Genomic DNA, 18,401 nt, shown 5'->3' on the forward strand with positions numbered 1-18,401 from the left:
TGATGTCGCCACAGCAATCGGATCGGCCGTCTCCATCCCATGATCTCACCGCCACGGCAGATAGTTCCAGGATCATGCTGCAGAAGATTGCCGCTGCAGACGTCGAGACTGTCTTCCGTGAACTGACGACGAGGCCATTGGGCCTGTCTGTAGTCGAGGTGAAGTCGCGTCTGAAGACCTATGGACCGAATTTGGCCGGGGGACAGGAGCGATCCACTTTCCTTCGTGAACTCTGGGACAAGTTGAAGAATCCGTTGAACGCGCTTCTGTTCGGTCTTGCAGGGCTTTCTTGGCTTCTCTCCGATCTCCGTTCCGCATTTGTTATTGCGACCATGGTGGTCTTGAGCATCGGCCTCAGCTACATCCAGGAGCATCGGTCCAGCACGGCGGCGGCAAAGCTCGCCAATATGGTGCGTGTACAGGTCAGCGCAAAACGGCAAGGGCTTGCCAATGTCGACGACGAAGGTTTTGCCGCAATTCCCCTCGATGGCCTGGTGCCCGGAGATCTGGTCAAGCTGTCGGCAGGCGACATGGTGCCCGCAGATGTCAGGCTTTGCAGCGCCAATGATCTTTACGTGAACCAGTCGACGCTGACAGGCGAGTCCATGCCTGTCGAGAAAAGCGCCGATCCAATCCCTCCCGGGGACAGAGATCTGCTGAGCCTGCCCAACATCTGCTTCATGGGCTCAAGCATCTCCAGCGGTTATGGGACCGCCGTGGTCGTGCATACGGGCGATGCCACTTCCTTCGGAACGCTGGCACGCCAGATCATGGCAGCAGACACCGAGACGAGCTTTGATCGAGGGATCAGAAGCTTCTCCTGGCTCATGGTTCGGTTCATCCTGGTGATGGTGCCCCTCGTCTTCCTGATAAACGGCCTGACCAAACACAATTGGTGGGAGGCACTGTTTTTTGCCGTGGCCGTGGCCGTCGGTCTCGCGCCGGAAATGTTGCCCATGATTGTCACCGTCAATCTGGCCCAGGGCGCGATGGCAATGGCGAAGAAACATGCGATCGTCAAGCGCCTCGATGCGATCCAGAACTTCGGGGCGATGGATGTGTTGTGCACTGATAAGACCGGTACGCTGACCCAGGACCGTGTCGTGCTGAAACTGCACCTCGACGTCGCAGGCCTCAATGACGACAGGGTTCTCGAATACGCCTACCTCAATAGCCACTTCGAAAGTGGATTGAAGAACCTTCTCGACATCGCCATCCAGGAGCATGCAGAGCTTGAGGATCATTTGTCTGTGGAGGGTGGGTACCAGAAGCTCGACGAGATCCCTTTCGATTTCAATCGTCGTCGGCTCTCGGTCGTTGTTGAGAGACCTGATCGAAAAGCCATGCTGATCTGCAAGGGGGCCGTTGAAGAGGTGCTTGCCGTCTGCGTGAACTGCCGGACTTCTGAAGGGTTTCGACCGCTCGACGAGACCCAGCGTGCGAAAGTCGCCACCGTGACGTCCAAGCTCAATGGCGACGGCTTCCGCGTCATTGCTCTGGCAACGAGGGAGGATGCTGAGCCTCAATCGTCCTATCGCACCGACGATGAAAAGGCTCTCACCTTGCAGGGCTTCATAGCCTTTCTCGACCCGCCTAAGGAAACGGCAGCCCCCGCACTTTCGGCGCTGGCCGCTTCCGGTGTCGCCATCAAGATCCTGACCGGGGACAATGACTTGGTGACGTTGAAAACCTGCCGGGATGTCGGCCTCGCCGTGACCGGGGTCGTCACAGGTCGCGAGATCGAAGGGATGGATGATGCGGCTCTGGGAGACGCGACCGAGAAGGCCAATGTCTTCGCCAAGGTTTCACCACAGCAGAAGGCTCGGATCATAGCAGCACTTCAGGCAAAGGCGCATGTCGTCGGGTTTCTCGGCGACGGCATCAATGACGGACCTGCACTCAAGCGGGCCGATGTTGGCATATCCGTTGATACCGCAGCAGATATCGCAAAGGAATCTGCAGACATCATCCTTCTTGAAAAGAACCTCTCGATCCTAAACGAGGGCGTTCTTGAGGGACGAAGGGTGTTTGGCAATATCGTCAAATACATCAAGATGAGTGCGAGCTCGAGTTTCGGAAACATGTTCAGCGTACTCGGTGCCTCCGTATTCCTGCCTTTCCTGCCGATGGCACCGCTGCAGGTACTTGCCAACAACCTGCTTTACGATTTCTCGCAGACGACGATCCCGACCGACACTGTCGATGAGGAGTATCTACAAAAACCGCGCAAATGGGAAATCGGCAACATCATGCGTTTCATGCTCTTCATTGGCCCCATGAGCTCGATCTTTGATTATGCGACCTATGCTACTATGCTCTACGTCTTCAATGCCTGGGAGAATCCCTCTCTCTTCCAGACAGGATGGTTCGTGGAATCGATCCTGTCGCAGACCCTGATCATCCATGTCATCCGGACAACGAAGCGGCCATTCATCGACAGTTGGGCAAGCCCGTCCCTAATAGCCTCAACGGTCATCATTTGCGCCGTCGCGATCGCGTTGCCTTACTCACCTTTGGCCGCCGTTTTGGGCTTCCAGCCACTACCCCTTCTATACTGGCCGATTGTTGCCTCGTTTCTGATTGGCTATGCTGTGCTGACGACCATTGTTAAAACCTGGTTTATAAGGAAGTGGGGCGTTTAGTGCCGTTAAGCTGTTGAGATTACCGTGTGCAACTTCCAGATCATCCTACATCAGGAACTTATCTTCACACAGCCTCGGCGGAACTCGGTCAATCGTACTCTATTTTTTAAGGTCCGCTCGCGCCCTTCCGCATCCCAATATTTGACAGTCCGCTCACGGGCCCATTACAGCCGTCAACTTCGACGCGGCTTGCGTTTCCTGTTGCCGCGAAGCCGCCATTTCGCCCTACGATGATGCGGCTTCTCTAAGGGCGCGATACACGCTGGCCCGACCTACGTTCAGCGTCTTGGCAATTTCTGTTGGTCCCATCCCGTTGGATTTAAGTCGGCAGATCTCAGCAACATCAACATGGGGCTTCCTGCCTTTGTAGACCCCTCTGCTTTTTGCTGCGGCGATGCCTTCCATCTGTCGTTCTCTACGAAGGGTCGTCTCGAACTCAGCAAATACGCCGAGCATATCGAGGAAAGCTTTGCCGGCCGCCGAGCTGGTGTCGATCGGCTGTTCCGTTGCCTTCAGCGTCACCCCTTTTTGCTTGAGCAGCCGTACGATGTCTTGCAGATCCCCAACTGACCGCGCCAGCCGATCGACCCGCGTCACGACCAGGCTGTCGCCGTCGCGCATGAATTCCAGAAGCGTGTTAAGCTCCTTCCGATCCTGCTTGGTCGATCCGGATTTCTTTTCCGCCCGGATGACCGTGCACCCCGCCGCCTTCAGAGCCGCCTCTTGAATCGCCAGATCCTGATCGATGGTGCTGACCCGCGCATACCCGTAAATTGCCATGAAACGTCTCATTAGGTTCTAGACCATCATTGGGTAGCGTCTCATAACTGCGAAAGCAACCCAAATGATACGCTGTTTAGTGTCTCACGGAGAGTGTCTCAACAGGTATACCCAAAAGCATCACTACCTACCTTTGCTGAAAATTCCGTCGGAGCACGAACTTCTTCGTCCATTGTAGCGCGTAACTTTACACGCAAACGCAGGGCAGGTAGGCTGGGCTACTGATTCGACACAGGGCTGTTGAAATGAATGCTCCGAAAACCGCGCCTGCCAGCCCGTGCTCTCACCCTGGAGCATTTGTGCGGTTGCAAATTATACAACCGCGAGGCTTGACTGTAAAAGATGCGGCGCAAGCCCTTGGCATCCATCGCGTTGCATTGTCGCGATTTTTGAACGAGCAGGCCGCGTTGTCTTCCGAAATGGCTATTCGACTTGAGAAGGCCTTTGGCGCGGACATGGAGTCCCTGATGCGGATGCAGAACGAGTTCGATATCGCTCAGGCGAAGCTGAAATTCCAAAGTGTGCAGGTGGCGGGCGCGCATGGCTCTGTCGGGAAACCAGACATGAAGCGCCCCTTTGATCTTTCCCGATCCCGCAAGTCTCATCCGAACCTAGGAAGCTCCTGAAGCAGCTTCTCAAGCGATAACTGATAATTTTTAGCGGGAACATACATGGCTAAAGCAGCGCTGAAGATCGTGGGGGGCATAGACATCCCCACAGAAAAATCAAAGCCCCACAAGGCGCGTGTGGAAAAGCCAAATACCAAGGCAAATGCCGCAATGAATCCTCGTGTCCTAGAGGACGAGATATTCCTGTCGTCTAGCCTGCGCCGAAAAGCATACTACGCCGATGAGCACACAATAATCCTGAACATGGATGTATCCGAGGCTTTAGGCGTGCTCCGGCAACACGAAATGCTCGTCAATTGCGTGGTTACTTCACCCCCTTTCTATGGGCAGCGCGATTACGGCGTTGATGGTCAAATCGGACTAGAGGAGCATCCATCAGCTTTCATCGAGAAGCTCGTATCGACTTTCAACGCCTGTGCGCCAATTCTCGCGCCGAACGGTAGTATGTGGGTTAACATCGGCGATACCTACTGGAGTGGAAAAGGCGAACACAAAAGCGGCGAGGTTAAGCAGAATGCCCGGCGGTTCGGTATCCGCCCTCAAGATAAGAAGGGTGACGGAAAATGGTGTATTCCAAAACAACTTCTGCTTATCCCGCATCGGTTCGCGATTGCTATGCAGGATCAAGGTTGGACCGTACGAAACGACAATGTTTGGCTTAAGCCCAATCCTATTCCGGATCAGGTGCGTGACCGCTGTTCAATCTCCCACGAGTACGTTTTCCACTTCGTGAAGGAACGTTGGTATTATTTTAACAAGGAGCCAGTTGGCCGGTTGACGGACTCCGGCTCGTTCCTGCCGCCCCTTGATACCTGGGAAGTCCCACCCGTTCGGGGGATGCATCATGGCCACAAAGCTCGCTTTTCTGAAGAGCTGGTTAGGATACCTGTATTGACGACGACGCCGCCTGGGGGCGTCGTACTCGACCCGTTTGCTGGAAGTGGGACAAGTTTGGTGTTCGCGCGGAAAAACGGATTCCGATCCATCGGGATCGATATTAACAAAGACTTCTGCAAGATGATGGTCAAAAACCTCGCAAAGATAGAAATGGGGTCGGTCTAATGGGCCTGTACCTTTCTGCAGGGCGTATTGGGAAAGCGATTAGGCGGATTGGTGAGTCTCGGGCGAAAAGAACCCCGCTCTTCGATTTTCTGATTGTGAAGCGCACGTTAGCAATAAAGGAAGCGCAATCCGTTGCCATAGCAGAATCGGAGCCTGCCTTCATCAAGGCGCTGGAAGAAATAGGCGCGACAAAATCTGGAGATGACGACCACTTTTATTTTAATCCATTTGCCGTCTTAGAAGCTGGAAAAACGGGTTACCGCCCCACGCGATACCGTTCCAACGGTACCAATTCAACGATCTCTGGCACGCCTTGGCGAGGGATTATCGCTCTAACTGAAGAAAAGCCACGAAAGGCCAGTCTTGCAGAAGGCTATGTATCGCGCCTGGCAAGATTAGCCCTCAGCAGTGACCAGCGAAAACCCCTCCCAAGTCTGATTGACGTGGCAGTCTGGTACTGGAGAGGCCAAGACCTCGAGCCTTTCTTGTCAGGCGTTTCCACTGATGCCGATCGGCTGAAGCGTATTACAGAGGAGTTCCAATCTCGAATTGGTCTCACTCCTTCGGAGATCAATGCCGTTTTCGATACTACCGCTGACGCGGATCTCGAAACAGAAGGCACAACTTTCACTGCCAGCCTGCCTCTTCCGGAGACTTACTTGCCTGCGCGGCTGCTGCCAACGACAGACACTAAAGAGGAGAACCTTTCAGAAGTCTCTTTGGGCTTGGTCGCCGCGCTAACTGCCAAGAATTTCGTCATCATTACAGGCCCCTCTGGCACAGGAAAATCACGCGCTGCGTTGAAATTGGCAGAAGGGTTACAGCGACATCATACTGGTCAAGTCGAGGGTTCGATTTTTGAGCTCGTTGCAGTTGGTCCCGACTGGACGTCCCCCAAAAGGCTGCTCGGCTTTCGTACCCCGTTCGGCAGAGAGCGAATTCTTCCTGACGGCACTTCTTCTCACGAGAGTTACGAGATAACCGAGACCATTCGGCTAATCCTCCGCGCCAGTCACTCAGATGCGGCAGACATTCCTCATTTCCTAATCTTCGATGAAATGAACCTTTCCCACGTCGAAAGGTACTTTGCTCCGTTCTTATCCCTTATGGAAGCGGCTAGCATCCTTGACGCCGAGAGTGGAATATCCCTGCTAGGCGCTGACGACCTCAAACTTATTGCTGCTGTTTTGGAAGCTGAAAGTCCCGGAAGTAGGGAAGCAGCGGCTGCAACGGCGATGATTGCCGAGGGACGGAATTTCATCTTGCCCCCTAATTTGTTCTTCGTTGGAACGGTGAATGTCGATGAGACGACCTACATGTTTTCTCCGAAGGTTCTCGATCGCGCTCACGTGATAGAGTTGGACGCGGAGCGGCCAAGCCACTATCTGCTCGCAAGCAACCGCAGCGAGCCAGGCGGCACGATCAACATCGGGCGGGCCGATATCGCTTTAAAGCGCGGAATTGAGGCCAGGGAGACACAAAAATATGCAGTGTCTAATCCAGCAACGATTCTCGATACACTCCTTGATTTTGGTGTTGCCGAAGGGGAGATTGAAACAATACGTAGTGGCTTGATCACTGCCCTAGACGGTACTTATGACCTCCTTTCACCTGTCGGGTTTTCTTTCGGATATCGGATTTCCAAAGAAATATTCATCTATGTAACGGAGTGGGTCATTACTCAGCTGTTGGGTGGTACGGTGAAGACAGCTGTCATGCAAAGTTGGCCAGTAGCGCTTGACGAAGCACTGTTGCAGAAAGTTCTGCCAAAAATTCACGGCAATCGCCGAAGCCTCGGCGACAGTCTTCACGCTTTGAGCGCATTTTATGCAGGCAATCATGCCAATTCATCTCCCAGTGCCAGCTATACGATGGGATTGGGAACGAAAGTTGCGATTTTGCCGTCGGAAACATTGTCGATTGCCGCAGGCAGCGAACAGCTTCCGCGGTCCCGCAAGAAGTTGAGCGTGATGCACGACCGCCTGCACGCTACCGGCTACGTCTCGTTCGTCAGCTGACGCCATGGCTGACGCTCTGCATCGAGTTCGATTTTCGTGGGACGCTAAAACGCATATTGAGATTGAGTGGTCGAGGGGACGAGGTATCGAGCTACCAGTCCTTCCTGATGCGCCTTTGCTTTCTTATGCTGAGACGGAGTTGGAACCGGATGCTGCGGCAGAGGCTGGCGTACCGGCGATATGTTGGCGCACCGATGCTCCGGTATTGTTCGAGCGATTCCAACTACGCGAGAATACGGAGTATCTGATCGATGTAACCCTTCCTGTCCCCTTGGAGGGTCTGCTTAGCGAGGCACCGTTCCGTAGAGGTTGGCCCTTCCAGGAACGCCTTGGCACAGTGTTTCGAGCCGACCCCCCACGCCGCTGGCGTAGCAACTCGGACGGAAGTACTACGATATCTGGTCAACTACGTATACAGACGCACGCAGGCATTCTTGACCTGAGTCTATCATCTAACGTTTCCCTGGTCGTCGAGGTAGTTTGCAGAAAATTTGGATATCTTTCTGAATTCAAAGCGCTTCTTGATCAAGTCGCGGAGGAATTCTCTGAATTACTTCTCCAATATGACAGTCCGGTTAGCTCATCATTCAATCTCGCGGATGTGACTCCCGAAACTGAAGCCGCTTTGCTTTTCCACCTTCGCAACATAATGTCAGAAAGAAATTTGCCAGTTGCACTGGATGAGCTGGGGCGTTCCTTTCATTCTCGCCTCGACCAATGGCGAAGCTATGTAGATACCAGCTCCGTTCAAGAGCCTGATATCCCCGCATTCATTGAGGAATTTGAACCTTCTACGATGGTGGCTGGCGGGCCTCTGTCCAAACTCTTCCGCGGATTTAGCCCACGCGAGTTCCCAGTACTGTCATCTAAAGAGACAGTGGACACGGCGGAAAACCGTTATGTAAAGTTCTTTTTGGAAGAGCTCCAGCTTATTGCGCAGCGACTTGCGGCGAACCTGCGCGCAACTCAAAGAATGGCCTCGCTGCATGAGGTGGAAGGGTGGATTGCCGCGTTAGATGAAGAGCTTCAATCAGGGCCCTGGCGCCAAATCGGGCCGTTCCGCAATTTCCCATCCAATTCGCAGGTTCTCCAAAAGCGGCGGGGCTACAGAGAAATACTGAAGCTAGATCTGTCGTTGCGGATGAGCTTGGAATTGCCTTGGAAGCGCGCAGGAGATCTAGCCGACGGCCTGATTGGCGACCTTCGCCCCGTAAGCGAACTGTATGAGTATTGGTGCTTCTTTCTGTTGCGTCGTACCTTAGCAGAGCTTGCTGAGAGTGAGCTGCCCAATGATGGTTCGTTTATTGATCGGACAGAGAATGGGTTTCAGCTTCGCCTACTCAAAGGTAAACGAAGCCGAATTGGTTTTATCTACCGAGCGGAAAAGGGCCGGGCTCTCAAGGTTAACCTGTTCTACAATCGCACATTCCCCCGTCCTACTCATGATGCAGGGTGGCATGGCAGTTACACAGCTAGATTCGATCCAGATTACAGCATTGAGATTCTCTTGTCTGGGGAGGGTGAAATCCCCAAAAGGCACTGGATGCATTTTGATGCGAAGTACCGCTTAGAATCGATCGATTTTGGAGTTGGTGACGCGTATCTGCGCAGTGATGAAGCCGCGGAAACTGATTACGAAAGAGAACTTGCGCGCGTGCACCGCCAAGACGATCTATTCAAAATGCACACATATCGTGACGGCATCTTGGGGAGCCGAGGGGCATACATCCTCTTTCCTGGGAATGGGGATGCGATGAGGACAACAGGGCGCCAGAAGAACATGTTTATCCGTCACCCATCGGCCTTCACTGGACATACCGAATACCTGTTCCCCAGTGTGGGGGCATTCGACCTTTGCCCTGGTAGAGATGATACCCAGCGCCCAATAGTGAGGGAATTCCTTCGTTCAGTTTTTGATTCTCTTTTCGATGGCCGGCCATATCAGGAGGAGGTTGGCTTCTTCTGACAAGGCGACATAGGGTGCAGAGCATGAACTTTGCCAAACGCATGGAAGGGCGCTGCGAATGTGCGGTCGGTTTACCAACACGATGACTTGGGCCGAGATCCACGCCCTCTACAACATCCACGACAACATCCCGCCCCCCTCAAACATGCCGCCGCGCTACAACATCGCGCCGACACAGAGCGTCCACTTCGCCCATAAGGACAAGGCTGGCGAGGTCGAAATTGAATACGGGCGGTGGTGGCTCGTCCCGTTCTTCGCGAAAGAGCTGCCGAAGGCGGCCATGTTCAATGCCAGGATCGAGACCGTGGACACTTCAGGGGCATTCCGAGAGCCCTTCAAGTCGAAGCGCTGCCTCATCCCGGCCGACGGCTATTTCGAGTGGACCACGAGCGAAGAGGACGGCAAGAAAGACCCATGGCTGTTGCAGCTCCCCGAGGCAAAGCCCTTCTCCTTTGCCGGGCTATGGGCGCATAATGACAAGCTAGGCGTCACCAGCTGCACGATCATCACCGCGCCGGCCGTCGATCACATCGCTCACATTCATACGCGAATGCCCGTCATGATGGATCCATCTGCCTATGAGACCTGGTTAGATGCCTCTGTTCAGGGTGCTAAAGCGAAAGCCTTTCTTCTTGAGAACCAGATCGACAGCCAGCTTGAGTTTTACCGTGTCGGCCGCGAGGTGAACTCGTCTCGCTATGATGGCAGCGACACGAAAAAGCCAATCCTGAATTCCTTGTAGGAGCTTCAGAGCAAGGAGATTCACGATGAAGTCGTCGTTCTATTCCTTTCCTATGGTCGCAACCTGTGTGGCTTTGGCCTCATCTGATTGCAGCGCGGATGGAGCTTCATCGCCGGCAGGAGGTCCGTGCAAAGCGGAAACCGCACAAGGACTGATCGGCAAGAAAAAAACCGACAGACGCAGAGGCGATGCAGCTGACCGGCGCGGAGACGGTTCGCCAGATCCACAACGGCGATATGGTGACACAGGACTTTAGAGAGGATCGGGTGACGATCGAGACTGATCCGGCGACGGGTCTGGTCACCCGGGCCACTTGCGGGTGATCTGGTGTGGCAGGCGGCAACTCTTGCTTAACCATAGAGGCCGTTCGCCCGGTGAAGAGAGCGAGGCTTTGCGTTACCTACCGGGCTGGCACGGAGCAATCTATGGGACAAAGCTATTCCGGGTATCTCAAGAGCGTGAAGGCCGTCCGTTCAGTGAGGCAAATACACGCCATCACGACCTCAATCTATGAGGATCCTCTTGCCTCAGCACATTTGAAGCGGGCGAGCGCCGCCCTAACGAGGAAGCTGGAGCGGGTCATCAATCTTCCCGTTGCCAGCGCTCCCTTTCTCGCTTCGATTTGGAGAGATTTCCGCGCATTGCGTGAGATTCTGGAAACAGAACACGGCAGGTTGGACACTAGCCCTCCTTGTGCGAGCGGTCGCCTGGAACGGATCCGTTGCACAAAAGAAAAGGGCCTGCGGTAGCCGCGGCCCTTAAGGTGTGAAGGTCAAAGCCTCCAGAGGGGAACAGCTGACGCAAGGACTGGGAGGTATGTGCTTACGTCAGCTAGATTCGATATGGGTTCTCAGGCCGCTATCTGCAAGTCACTCACTTTGTGCCGGCAAAGTCTCGATCGCGCTTTGCCGTCGCTTCGGCCTCAGCCAGCCGCGACAACAGACTGTCGATCCTATCGTCATTGGCGATCGGCTGATGCTTGGCATGGTTTTGCAAGGCTTTGCGAACCATGTCGCTACAGGCGAGATTTCTAAAGATCGCTGGATTGTCAGTCATACTCGGTTCCTTCCGAGTGCCCGTAACGCCGCCCAAGGTGGGCTGTTCCGAAGGAACATAAGATGGCGAGATACGGAGAGGTATATTTTCTCTCAACAGCAGCCAATTGCACCGACAAGGCAGCGTCCGCGTCAATGATGCGCGGTTCCCCCAATTTCGCCGCTGCGCAACGAAATCGGCTCCCCCACGCCCCGCAGGCCGCCTCCGGCGGTCATTGACCCAAACCCTCCCTTGTCGGTCCCGCACCTTTGTTTTCATTCAAAGGAGCTGACGATGACCACTTACGACCACATCAACGAACTGCGCGCCGAACTTGCAGCGTCCATCGACCAGGCCGAGCGTCAGCAGATCGCAGCCGAGCTGGCGGCGGCCGAAGCGAAGCTTGCCGAAGAAGAGGCCGCATTCGATGCGCTGGTCAGCGCTGAGCCGCCCCACTAGGGCGGCTCTTCCCAATGCCCGAGCCTTGGGTATTGTCGCGCTATGGTCAAGCGCGTCTTTCTATTCTCAGGAATAGCCGTCTGCCTGTTTGCAGTCGGCTTCTGGTACTTTGTAGCGAGCCTCAGTTGTGGTCTGGACGGCGCGGGCGGATGTCGAAACCTTCCCCCGGCGCCATGGAAATATCCGAATGCCCTCGCCTACTCTCTGCCGTTCTTAAGCTTAGGCTTGTTATTTATCCTGGCGAGCCGCCGCTATAGAGACTAACCACGTTCTATCAGGACGCCGATCCGCAGGAGGCAAGGAAAGCGCGCTTCACACTGATCTGACCCCCTCCGGTCGCACCCAATCGCGAGCGCGCGCTTCAGGTCGACGAACTGACAGCTGGCGCCGTATTTCTTCACCAGTGCTTTCCGATCGAGCACGGCATAACGGTCGCAGCGCCGGCACTCGACGTCGATCTTTTCCGCCCGGTAGTCCTTCAGCCGAGGCAGGCTCATGCGGGTCCCTCGCATCTCTTCGTTTTTCAGCGCGCCACGGCTACGGGCAGTTCTTTGATGTTCGTGGTGTAGCGCGGTGACCGACGGTCAAACTTGGTTTGCCAGTCGCGCTTGATGCCGGCCGACGCCGGGATAAGCGACCCACGCCCAAATTTCCCGTTGACCGCATCCAGCGCCGTCATCAGCCGTTCCGACTGCTCACGGTCCCGCGCGTCGAACAGAGGACGCGGCTGTGACGCCGCCCGCACCAGATCATTCATGATGATGCCGGCCTTTGCGTAGCGGTGGCCGTCCCTGAAGATCTTGCGCGCTCCGCTCTGAGCTGCCCGGATCAGGTCAAACGTGTCATTCGACGCCTCTGGGAAGTGAACCGTCGTCTGTGCCGAGTGCGGTTTGTCCTTTTGATTGAAGCGCGACGTGTGCATGAAGACCGCCATATGTGTTGCCTCGAGACCATGCCGACGCAGCTTCTCTCCTGCCCTCATCGCATAGGCCGCGACCGCCTCGAGCATTCCAGCCAGATCCGTAACCGGCGTTCCGAAGGATCGGGTTACGGCGCAGCCCTTCCGTTGTGGCGGTACGTCTTCGAGCGGCAGGCATGAAATGCCCTGCAGCTCCAGAACCGTTCTTTCGCCCACCACGCTCAGGAGATTGCGAGCAAGCCGCGCATCGACGCGGGCCAGGTCGCCGGCCGTCTCAATGCCCAGGCCGAATAGTTTTCGTTCTGATGCCGAGCCAACGCCCCAAACCTCCCCAACCTCGACGCGATCGAGCCAGCTTTGCCGAACGCCTGCGTCTGTTAGGTCGCAGACGCCGCCGAGCTCCGGGTTCTTTTTTGCGACATGATTTGCGAACTTCGCCAGCGTCTTGCTCGGGCCAATGCCGACACAGGTCGGGATCCCGGTCCATTGCTGGACCGTGGAGCGCAGATCGCGGCCAAAGGCAACGCGATCAGCTGGCCTGATGTCGGTCATGTCCAGAAAGCTCTCATCGATCGAGTAAACCTCGACATCCGGAGACCATTGCCGGTAGATCGCATTCAGCCTGGCGCTCATGTCGCCATAAAGCGTGTAGTTGCTGGAGTAGACAGCCACGTCGTTATCGCGACAGAGGTCACGGATCTTGAAGTAAGGTTCGCCCATGCCAATCCCGAGGGCTTTGGCTTCCGCCGTTCTGGCAACGGCGCATCCGTCATTGTTGGAAAGAACGATCACCGGCCGCTTCGCAATGGAAGGGTCAAAGACACGCTCACACGAGCAATAGAACGAGTTGCCGTCAATCAGTGCGAATGAGGTCATCCCTGCTTCCTCGGTCGCAGCCAATGGACGTTGCAGAGCGCAACACCCCAGATCTCCACTTCCGCGACCTCCGGAAGGTCAAACAGTGGCATATCCGAATTCTCGAACATCAGCCGCGGACGACCGCCCGTCATGCGCAGCCGCTTCAACGACCGTTCGCCGTGAACGGTCGCCACGACGATATCGCCGTCGACCGGCCGTACGCTTCGGTCGACCACGATCAAATCCCCATGAAATATGCCCGCATCCCGCATCGAGTTGCCGTCGACCTTCCACAAGAAGGTGGCCGGCGGATTCCGGATCAGGAGTTTTGTGAGGTCAATCGATTCTTCAATGTAGTCATCTGCGGGTGATGGAAAGCCGGCGCATAACCCGTGGAGCATGAGAGGCACATAAACTTCTGCCTCGATTTTCAGGCCGGCGAGCATTCAATTTGGTCCTTTCACAACTGGTAGCGAAAGGAACAAACAGGGAACACATAGGCCGCCAAAAATCAAGATAGAAGATTACGCGATCCTAATCTGCAGATCTGCAGCTAACGCGAGTGTCGGCGTGGTGGTAGCTTTTCGAGCGCTGTCACAGTGGAGAGGACGAGATCACCATGACTGACGAAGTGGAGCACCTTTCGAATACCCTGATGTGGACCGTCGGCATGATTACCCAAGCCGGACCGGACGACCTCAAGCGTGTGGCGAAGGCCTATCGTGAAGCGCAAGACCTGGTATCGAAGATCCCGAAGTCTGAGGAGGGCGCGCGGCCTCGCATCGTCGCCTGCTTCCATCGATCGGACGAGTATCGCGCTGCAGACGATATCGCCTGCGTCGGATGGATCCTGACCGCAATCCAAGAGCGCGTGAATGAAGGCGATCTACGCGACTGGAGGAAGCTGCGGACGGTTGTAAGGCAGATGGTAAAGCTGCTGCAGGAGCCAGCGCCTTCGCTTCACTGAATCCGGTCGCTGCCGTTCCTGACGACAGGATCGTCGAAGCCAATCACATCCGGAGCGTTCGGAGCGTCCAAAAGATGCTCAAACCCTTCCCATGTGGCCTTGTCCTCTACCCAATGCCGTTGGATCTGTCTCCATTTACGGTCAGCGAGAACCTGCATTTTCGCGATCAGCTCTAAGAGCTGGCGCGAAAAAAGCAGGTCATCCAGCTGGTTCGTCTGAAACCTGATCTCACCTTTCGGGCCATAGGAAACGCGGAGCAGCTGATTGTCAGCATCGAGGACGAACATGCAGACTTCGGGTTCGTTATCCACGTTCTTGGTGACGATCAGCCTGTCGGCGGGATATCCGCCTGTTGCCCTTTGCAACGCCTGATCAAATGCATTTGCCATTGGGATCACCTTTACGGAACGGTTTTGGCGGGGGAAGTCGGTCCCGGCTTCCGCTTCGCGGCGCTATGCTAAGCCTCCTGCGGCTTCCCTTTATCCGTCAAAACCGTGTCGAGAATTCCCGCTTTCCCGCCCCTGGAGGAGGGGCGGCGCTATGCTGAAAGCTCCGATGTTCTTCATTGTTGTTTTCGGATCTCGGACTGGCGCCGATCGATCCAAGCGGTGTCTTTGCCAGATGGGGGAAGGACGCCGCATGAGCGCCGGCTATTCGCCAATGGCGGCCGGCGCGCGGCGGAAACCAGAGCCAACCCATTGAGTGCAATTTATGGCGCGGCTTTCGCCGCGCCATTCCCTTTCTGCTTCTCGTTCGTCCGGGGCTCCATGGCAAGCACAAGGTCATGCACCATCTTCAAGGCAGTTTCGTCGAGCTTCTGCAGGTGGCCGACCGTTTCTTCCATCAGCTTGTTTCTCTCTGCTTCCTGTGAGTTGCCTTCGGATTGAGGGGGCCGTTCTTTGACGAAAGGATCGAAGAACTCTTCCGTAGTGATATCGAGGACCTCGAACACGTGGAGCAGGCGTCCGACGGTCATCAAGGATGAGGCGTTTTCGTATCGGGCATAGGTCGCCTCCTTTAGGCCCAGGAGGGTCGCGACTTTGGCTTGCGCAATTTGCCGGTCGGTTCGCAGATCACGCAGCCGTTGAGCGACAAGCAGATCCAGTTCCTTGAGGTCGATGATCGTTCCGCCGAGACGCTTGCGATAGATCGGATGATCTTTGCTTGGGTCGTCAACGCGTTCAAGTCCGAGATGGCTTACCCACTGATCGAGTCCGAAACCTGCCATTGCCACCAACCACACTGGAATTTCATCGTTGTTCCTCCGGGACAATTAAAGATGGTGCCTCGAAAGTCTACCCTGGATAGCTGCTTTGGCGCATCGCTTGGCGACCCCGCTCTATGCCTTCGGCACGGAGCCAGCAGGCGCTGTCTCCGCCCATTCGGGTAACGATCGGTTGCGCTGCGGCTTCGCCTTCAATCCCATGCATCTTGGGCAAAAATCGGTTCGGAACATTTACAGCTTTCCGCAATCGACCCATATTGCCCGCTTATCAGGTCAGGTCGTGGCAGATCTCTAGCCCTTTTCTGTCATGTGCCTACGGAGGCCGCCCTGCCTCGTATCGGGGCGGCCTTTCCCCTCCCCTACTGCTCTTCACAGTCATCAGCATCAGCACGGTTTGTCGGGTCTCGGCCAGGATAAAGCAGTGACGCCGGAGGCGTCCTGTCTGTTTCTTTGATGAGGGAAAGAGGAGCGCTGCCCCCTCTCCCTCACAAGGGGAAAAAACGGTCTCCCCGTCCTTCCTTCGCGCAGCCTTGGGGCAGCGCTTTGTGCAGGAGCGCCGCTGACGCGACGCCCCTTCGGCTTTGCCTTGGGCGGGCGAACCCCCTCCGTTTTTATCCCCTTGCCACCCTCTCCCCCGCTGCTCCGCGCGAACTCGGGAACAGGAGCGGGGCTCCTGCCCACGAGGGGCATGAGAAGACCGCTTCGCGGACATGGAGAAAGGGTGAGAACTATGACCACAACCGCAACCGTTTACCTGCTGGACCCGGAAGCCGGGACCATTCAAGCCGCAGAGGTCGCAGCACCGAGCGCGTTCTCTCAGACCTACGGGCTGATTGGATGCCAGCTTGTCGAGGTGGTGCCATTCGACACGAACCACGTTCTTATCGTCGATGAGGAGGGTTTGCGCGACGGCTTGGCCGCCTTCATTGTCTTTGACGGCTACCCGCAGCCGTTGGCTGGAAAGATCGTTCTTGCCAGCCTGGATGGCTCGCATGTTCTACCGCCGCAGATCAGCATTGAGGAAGCAGCGGCCCGCCTGAACGTCTGCAAGCCGGTTCTTGATCCGGTCTTTGCCAAGGCGGACCAGCATTCTTCCCATGGGGTTATTTTAGGTGGCGCTTTGATCGGGTTTCAGACCCGCATCACCCGCACTCATCCGACCGTTATGGCGGGAGTGGTCCGATGATCATCGCTGTTGTCGAGGACCGCACCCTGTCCATTCTGGCCGGAACCTTTGCCGCGACCATCGCGGCGAAGGACATCGAACATAGCTTCCATGCCCTTACTCATTTTCCGGAGCGGCGCACCCTGTCCGAACTGGAGGGACTGGCAGAGCGCCTCAACGGCTTTGCTGCCTACATGGTGGAGCTGCGGGAGCAAGCAAAACTGCCCCTGCCGGACGCTGAACTAGAGGCGTTTGCCCGCCGTCATGTCGAGATCACCGCCAAGTATTGGGCAGCGGAAGGCCGTTGTATGAACTGGTTTATCACCGGTCCTGCCCGCTTTCCCGTCGCCCGCAACGAAAAGCGGATGCGAGTATCAGACGCCCGCCGTGCTGACATCTCGGCTCATATCGCGACCGCGAAAAAGGCGGTGAAACGCAAGGCGTTTCCCAATGGGGCCGATGACGATCCGATCCGCTCAGGCGATCCGGCCGCAATGCAGCGCATCGCCTCGCGGATCGAAGACCTGGCACTGTCCATCGACCGGATGAAACGGGCGAATGTCATCATTCGCCGAATGGAGAAGGATCAGGCGAGCGAAGCCGAAATTCTGGCCCAAGTGATTGCGGAAACCGGCATGGACGACGAAAGGGCATCGCGTGGCGTCACCCTTGCCCCTTGGCAGAACCGACGCGGCTTTTCCACCACTAACACCCGCGCCGAGCTGCGCCGTATGCAATCCCGCCTCGCTTCGCTTGCTGCGATGAAGAAGCGCGGTGACCGCGCCGAGGACGTCGAGACGGAGGCAGGAGCCGTCACGGTCAAGGAAAATACCGACATGGCCCGCATTCAGTTGCTGTTTCCCGGCAAGCCGGACGAACAGACGCGGCGCACCCTGAAATCTCACGGGTTCCGCTGGTCGCCGTCGCAGGGGGCTTGGCAGCGCAACTTGAACGAGGCCGGACGCTATGCGGCAAGTCTAGTCTTGAAATCGATCAGCGGCGACAGCGCCGCCTGATCAGCCCCGGAAAACAGAGGATCCCCACATGAATGAGCAGATTTTTACAGTCATAGAGTTTTCCGGCCGAGGCGATGCCATGTTCGGCGGCAGTGCCGCCGATTGGAGCCTATACACACAGGAAGACGGCTCAGAGGCTTTCATCAGCGCCGCCAGCTGGTGAAAGCCTATTTCCCGACCAAGGGGGAAGCTAGTGAAGCCGGAGAGGCGGCCAGCCAGCGCAAGGGCCTAATCTCCGCCCTGCCTGTTCGGCGCGTCGACGAGATCCCCTATGCGCAACTGCGTTGGATTGTCGGAAACATGCACGTTGGGACCAGTGACGACGACTTGAAAGCCGACATCAAGGGGCGCGCAAAATCGGGCATGACCGCAAACCCCGACCTGCTAGCGCAGGCTTGCGCCTATGCACTGGCAAGCCACCGAGCCAATCAGGGCTTGGTCGCCCATTTCCGGCTAGAGGAGGCGAAGCATGAAAAGCAACGGCCAGCGCCGAAGCGTTGAGGTCTTCGACACCCCCTCCGGGTTAGGAGGGAGCCACACGGTTGAGGTTGTCGAGGACCTTGGAGGCGATAAGGTCAAGGTGCGCGTGTGGTATGGACGCGCCACCGCGACAGGTTGGGAAGCGTGGAAGGATTGGGACGGCTACCGCTTTGAGACCGACCGCGCCAGCCTGACCAACAAGCGGTCAATGCCGCTGTTCAAATAGGACCTGGGTCGCCTTTCGCGGCGCAATATTACGAGGGACATCATCGAGCCGCTATACGGCGGGCTTGTGGGCCTGAAAGGCTTTTGCTACATGCAGCCCGGCCGGTGAAATTCGGTGCCTACCACGATGCGGTCGTGGCGGAATTGGTAGACGCGCAGCGTTGAGGTCGCTGTGGGGCAACCCGTGGAAGTTCGAGTCTTCTCGACCGCACC

Annotated in this window: 21 protein-coding genes and 1 tRNA gene; 15 read left to right on the top strand and 7 right to left on the bottom strand. The window is 56.3% G+C overall.

The window, feature by feature from the left end:
• The first annotated feature begins 2 nt into the window (after nt 1-2).
• Nucleotides 3-2,642: a magnesium-translocating P-type ATPase gene (gene mgtA / locus F3H41_RS20880; RefSeq protein WP_149740701.1), complete on the top strand. Its 2,640-nt coding sequence runs from the start codon at nt 3-5 to the stop codon at nt 2,640-2,642.
• A gap of 225 nt (nt 2,643-2,867) precedes the next feature.
• Here the strand turns inward: mgtA and F3H41_RS20885 are convergent, their stop codons facing one another.
• Nucleotides 2,868-3,422 carry a recombinase family protein gene (locus tag F3H41_RS20885; RefSeq protein WP_149740685.1) on the bottom strand — a complete coding sequence of 185 codons (555 nt, stop codon included), beginning with the start codon at nt 3,420-3,422 and terminating at the stop codon, nt 2,868-2,870.
• Between the two features lie 245 nt (nt 3,423-3,667).
• Between F3H41_RS20885 and F3H41_RS20890 the strand changes: the two genes are divergently transcribed.
• The 6 genes from F3H41_RS20890 to F3H41_RS21665 all read left to right on the top strand — a co-directional run bounded on the left by F3H41_RS20890 (nt 3,668) and on the right by F3H41_RS21665 (nt 10,162).
• Nucleotides 3,668-4,048, top strand: a complete 381-nt coding sequence (locus F3H41_RS20890; protein WP_149740686.1) for a HigA family addiction module antitoxin — start codon at nt 3,668-3,670, stop codon at nt 4,046-4,048.
• A 45-nt stretch (nt 4,049-4,093) separates the two neighbouring features.
• A complete protein-coding gene (locus tag F3H41_RS20895; RefSeq protein ID WP_244616305.1) occupies nt 4,094-5,113 on the top strand; it encodes a site-specific DNA-methyltransferase in 1,020 nt (339 codons plus the stop codon).
• Complete coding sequence (locus F3H41_RS20900) at nt 5,113-7,131, top strand: DNA methyltransferase (RefSeq protein WP_149740687.1); 2,019 nt, start codon at nt 5,113-5,115, stop codon at nt 7,129-7,131. The genes F3H41_RS20895 and F3H41_RS20900 overlap by 1 nt, the downstream gene beginning before the upstream one ends.
• 4 nt (nt 7,132-7,135) lie before the next feature.
• Complete coding sequence (locus F3H41_RS20905; RefSeq protein WP_149740688.1) at nt 7,136-9,097, top strand: DUF2357 domain-containing protein; 1,962 nt, start codon at nt 7,136-7,138, stop codon at nt 9,095-9,097.
• A 58-nt stretch (nt 9,098-9,155) separates the two neighbouring features.
• Entirely contained in the window at nt 9,156-9,839 is a 684-nt protein-coding gene (locus F3H41_RS20910) for an SOS response-associated peptidase (protein ID WP_149740689.1), read from the top strand.
• Nucleotides 9,840-10,075: 236 nt separating this feature from the next.
• Nucleotides 10,076-10,162: a hypothetical protein gene (locus tag F3H41_RS21665; RefSeq protein ID WP_244616312.1), complete on the top strand. Its 87-nt coding sequence runs from the start codon at nt 10,076-10,078 to the stop codon at nt 10,160-10,162.
• Nucleotides 10,163-10,712: 550 nt separating this feature from the next.
• Here F3H41_RS21665 and F3H41_RS20920 read toward each other — a convergent pair.
• Entirely contained in the window at nt 10,713-10,895 is a 183-nt protein-coding gene (locus F3H41_RS20920; RefSeq protein ID WP_149740690.1) for a hypothetical protein, read from the bottom strand.
• Nucleotides 10,896-11,168: 273 nt separating this feature from the next.
• Between F3H41_RS20920 and F3H41_RS21405 the strand changes: the two genes are divergently transcribed.
• Nucleotides 11,169-11,333, top strand: a complete 165-nt coding sequence (locus F3H41_RS21405) for a hypothetical protein (RefSeq protein WP_188129562.1) — start codon at nt 11,169-11,171, stop codon at nt 11,331-11,333.
• A gap of 260 nt (nt 11,334-11,593) precedes the next feature.
• Here F3H41_RS21405 and F3H41_RS20925 read toward each other — a convergent pair whose 3' ends face one another.
• From F3H41_RS20925 to umuD, 3 genes are read right to left on the bottom strand one after another with little or no spacing between them, the layout of a single operon-like run.
• Entirely contained in the window at nt 11,594-11,830 is a 237-nt protein-coding gene (locus F3H41_RS20925; protein ID WP_062654083.1) for a hypothetical protein, read from the bottom strand.
• A 26-nt stretch (nt 11,831-11,856) separates the two neighbouring features.
• The gene (locus tag F3H41_RS20930; RefSeq protein ID WP_149740691.1) at nt 11,857-13,128 is read right to left on the bottom strand and encodes a Y-family DNA polymerase; all 1,272 of its coding nucleotides are present in this window, start codon (nt 13,126-13,128) and stop codon (nt 11,857-11,859) included.
• Nucleotides 13,125-13,556, bottom strand: a complete 432-nt coding sequence (umuD, locus tag F3H41_RS20935) for a translesion error-prone DNA polymerase V autoproteolytic subunit (protein ID WP_244616307.1) — start codon at nt 13,554-13,556, stop codon at nt 13,125-13,127. Before umuD ends, F3H41_RS20930 begins: the two co-directional genes overlap by 4 nt.
• A gap of 173 nt (nt 13,557-13,729) precedes the next feature.
• On the opposite strand from umuD, the gene F3H41_RS20940 reads away from it, so the two are divergent.
• Nucleotides 13,730-14,077, top strand: coding sequence for a hypothetical protein (locus F3H41_RS20940; protein ID WP_149740692.1), 348 nt, complete (start codon nt 13,730-13,732; stop codon nt 14,075-14,077).
• Here the strand turns inward: F3H41_RS20940 and F3H41_RS20945 are convergent.
• On the bottom strand, nt 14,071-14,466 hold the full coding sequence (locus F3H41_RS20945) for a hypothetical protein (RefSeq protein ID WP_149740693.1): 396 nt from the start codon (nt 14,464-14,466) through the stop codon (nt 14,071-14,073). The genes F3H41_RS20940 and F3H41_RS20945 overlap by 7 nt on opposite strands.
• Before the next feature lie 320 nt (nt 14,467-14,786).
• Nucleotides 14,787-15,305 (bottom strand): helix-turn-helix transcriptional regulator, encoded by a 519-nt coding sequence (locus tag F3H41_RS20950; protein ID WP_149740694.1) that lies wholly within the window; start codon nt 15,303-15,305, stop codon nt 14,787-14,789.
• A gap of 727 nt (nt 15,306-16,032) precedes the next feature.
• Between F3H41_RS20950 and F3H41_RS20960 the strand changes: the two genes are divergently transcribed.
• From F3H41_RS20960 to F3H41_RS20980, 6 genes are all read left to right on the top strand, one after another.
• Nucleotides 16,033-16,488: a protein psiB gene (locus tag F3H41_RS20960; protein WP_149740696.1), complete on the top strand. Its 456-nt coding sequence runs from the start codon at nt 16,033-16,035 to the stop codon at nt 16,486-16,488.
• The gene (locus F3H41_RS20965; protein WP_244616308.1) at nt 16,485-17,483 is read left to right on the top strand and encodes a hypothetical protein; all 999 of its coding nucleotides are present in this window, start codon (nt 16,485-16,487) and stop codon (nt 17,481-17,483) included. The genes F3H41_RS20960 and F3H41_RS20965 overlap by 4 nt, the downstream gene beginning before the upstream one ends.
• Nucleotides 17,484-17,511: 28 nt before the next feature.
• Nucleotides 17,512-17,646 (top strand): hypothetical protein, encoded by a 135-nt coding sequence (locus tag F3H41_RS21730; RefSeq protein WP_280177057.1) that lies wholly within the window; start codon nt 17,512-17,514, stop codon nt 17,644-17,646.
• A complete protein-coding gene (locus F3H41_RS20970) occupies nt 17,643-17,984 on the top strand; it encodes a hypothetical protein (RefSeq protein ID WP_244616309.1) in 342 nt (113 codons plus the stop codon). The genes F3H41_RS21730 and F3H41_RS20970 overlap by 4 nt, the downstream gene beginning before the upstream one ends.
• Complete coding sequence (locus F3H41_RS20975) at nt 17,953-18,189, top strand: hypothetical protein (RefSeq protein ID WP_149740697.1); 237 nt, start codon at nt 17,953-17,955, stop codon at nt 18,187-18,189. The genes F3H41_RS20970 and F3H41_RS20975 overlap by 32 nt, the downstream gene beginning before the upstream one ends.
• Before the next feature lie 128 nt (nt 18,190-18,317).
• A tRNA-Leu gene (locus tag F3H41_RS20980) sits at nt 18,318-18,399 on the top strand.
• The last annotated feature ends 2 nt before the right edge of the window (nt 18,400-18,401 follow it).

Origin of the sequence: Rhizobium sp. RU20A, from assembly GCF_900155885.1 — a bacterium.
Classification (GTDB): Bacteria; Pseudomonadota; Alphaproteobacteria; order Rhizobiales; family Rhizobiaceae; genus RU20A.

Coding starts and splice junctions, on each gene's coding strand:
- F3H41_RS20950 (WP_149740694.1), bottom strand. CDS start 15,305: ATGGCAGGTTTCGGACTCGATCAGTGGGTAAGCCATCTCGGACTTGAA.
- F3H41_RS20895 (WP_244616305.1), top strand. CDS start 4,094: ATGGCTAAAGCAGCGCTGAAGATCGTGGGGGGCATAGACATCCCCACA.
- F3H41_RS21665 (WP_244616312.1), top strand. CDS start 10,076: ATGGTGACACAGGACTTTAGAGAGGATCGGGTGACGATCGAGACTGAT.
- F3H41_RS20945 (WP_149740693.1), bottom strand. CDS start 14,466: ATGGCAAATGCATTTGATCAGGCGTTGCAAAGGGCAACAGGCGGATAT.
- F3H41_RS20885 (WP_149740685.1), bottom strand. CDS start 3,422: ATGGCAATTTACGGGTATGCGCGGGTCAGCACCATCGATCAGGATCTG.
- F3H41_RS21730 (WP_280177057.1), top strand. CDS start 17,512: ATGAATGAGCAGATTTTTACAGTCATAGAGTTTTCCGGCCGAGGCGAT.
- umuD (WP_244616307.1), bottom strand. CDS start 13,556: ATGCTCGCCGGCCTGAAAATCGAGGCAGAAGTTTATGTGCCTCTCATG.
- F3H41_RS20940 (WP_149740692.1), top strand. CDS start 13,730: ATGACTGACGAAGTGGAGCACCTTTCGAATACCCTGATGTGGACCGTC.
- F3H41_RS20905 (WP_149740688.1), top strand. CDS start 7,136: ATGGCTGACGCTCTGCATCGAGTTCGATTTTCGTGGGACGCTAAAACG.
- F3H41_RS20960 (WP_149740696.1), top strand. CDS start 16,033: ATGACCACAACCGCAACCGTTTACCTGCTGGACCCGGAAGCCGGGACC.
- F3H41_RS21405 (WP_188129562.1), top strand. CDS start 11,169: ATGACCACTTACGACCACATCAACGAACTGCGCGCCGAACTTGCAGCG.
- F3H41_RS20925 (WP_062654083.1), bottom strand. CDS start 11,830: ATGAGCCTGCCTCGGCTGAAGGACTACCGGGCGGAAAAGATCGACGTC.
- F3H41_RS20975 (WP_149740697.1), top strand. CDS start 17,953: ATGAAAAGCAACGGCCAGCGCCGAAGCGTTGAGGTCTTCGACACCCCC.
- F3H41_RS20890 (WP_149740686.1), top strand. CDS start 3,668: ATGAATGCTCCGAAAACCGCGCCTGCCAGCCCGTGCTCTCACCCTGGA.
- mgtA (WP_149740701.1), top strand. CDS start 3: ATGTCGCCACAGCAATCGGATCGGCCGTCTCCATCCCATGATCTCACC.
- F3H41_RS20930 (WP_149740691.1), bottom strand. CDS start 13,128: ATGACCTCATTCGCACTGATTGACGGCAACTCGTTCTATTGCTCGTGT.
- F3H41_RS20910 (WP_149740689.1), top strand. CDS start 9,156: ATGTGCGGTCGGTTTACCAACACGATGACTTGGGCCGAGATCCACGCC.
- F3H41_RS20920 (WP_149740690.1), bottom strand. CDS start 10,895: ATGACTGACAATCCAGCGATCTTTAGAAATCTCGCCTGTAGCGACATG.
- F3H41_RS20900 (WP_149740687.1), top strand. CDS start 5,113: ATGGGCCTGTACCTTTCTGCAGGGCGTATTGGGAAAGCGATTAGGCGG.
- F3H41_RS20965 (WP_244616308.1), top strand. CDS start 16,485: ATGATCATCGCTGTTGTCGAGGACCGCACCCTGTCCATTCTGGCCGGA.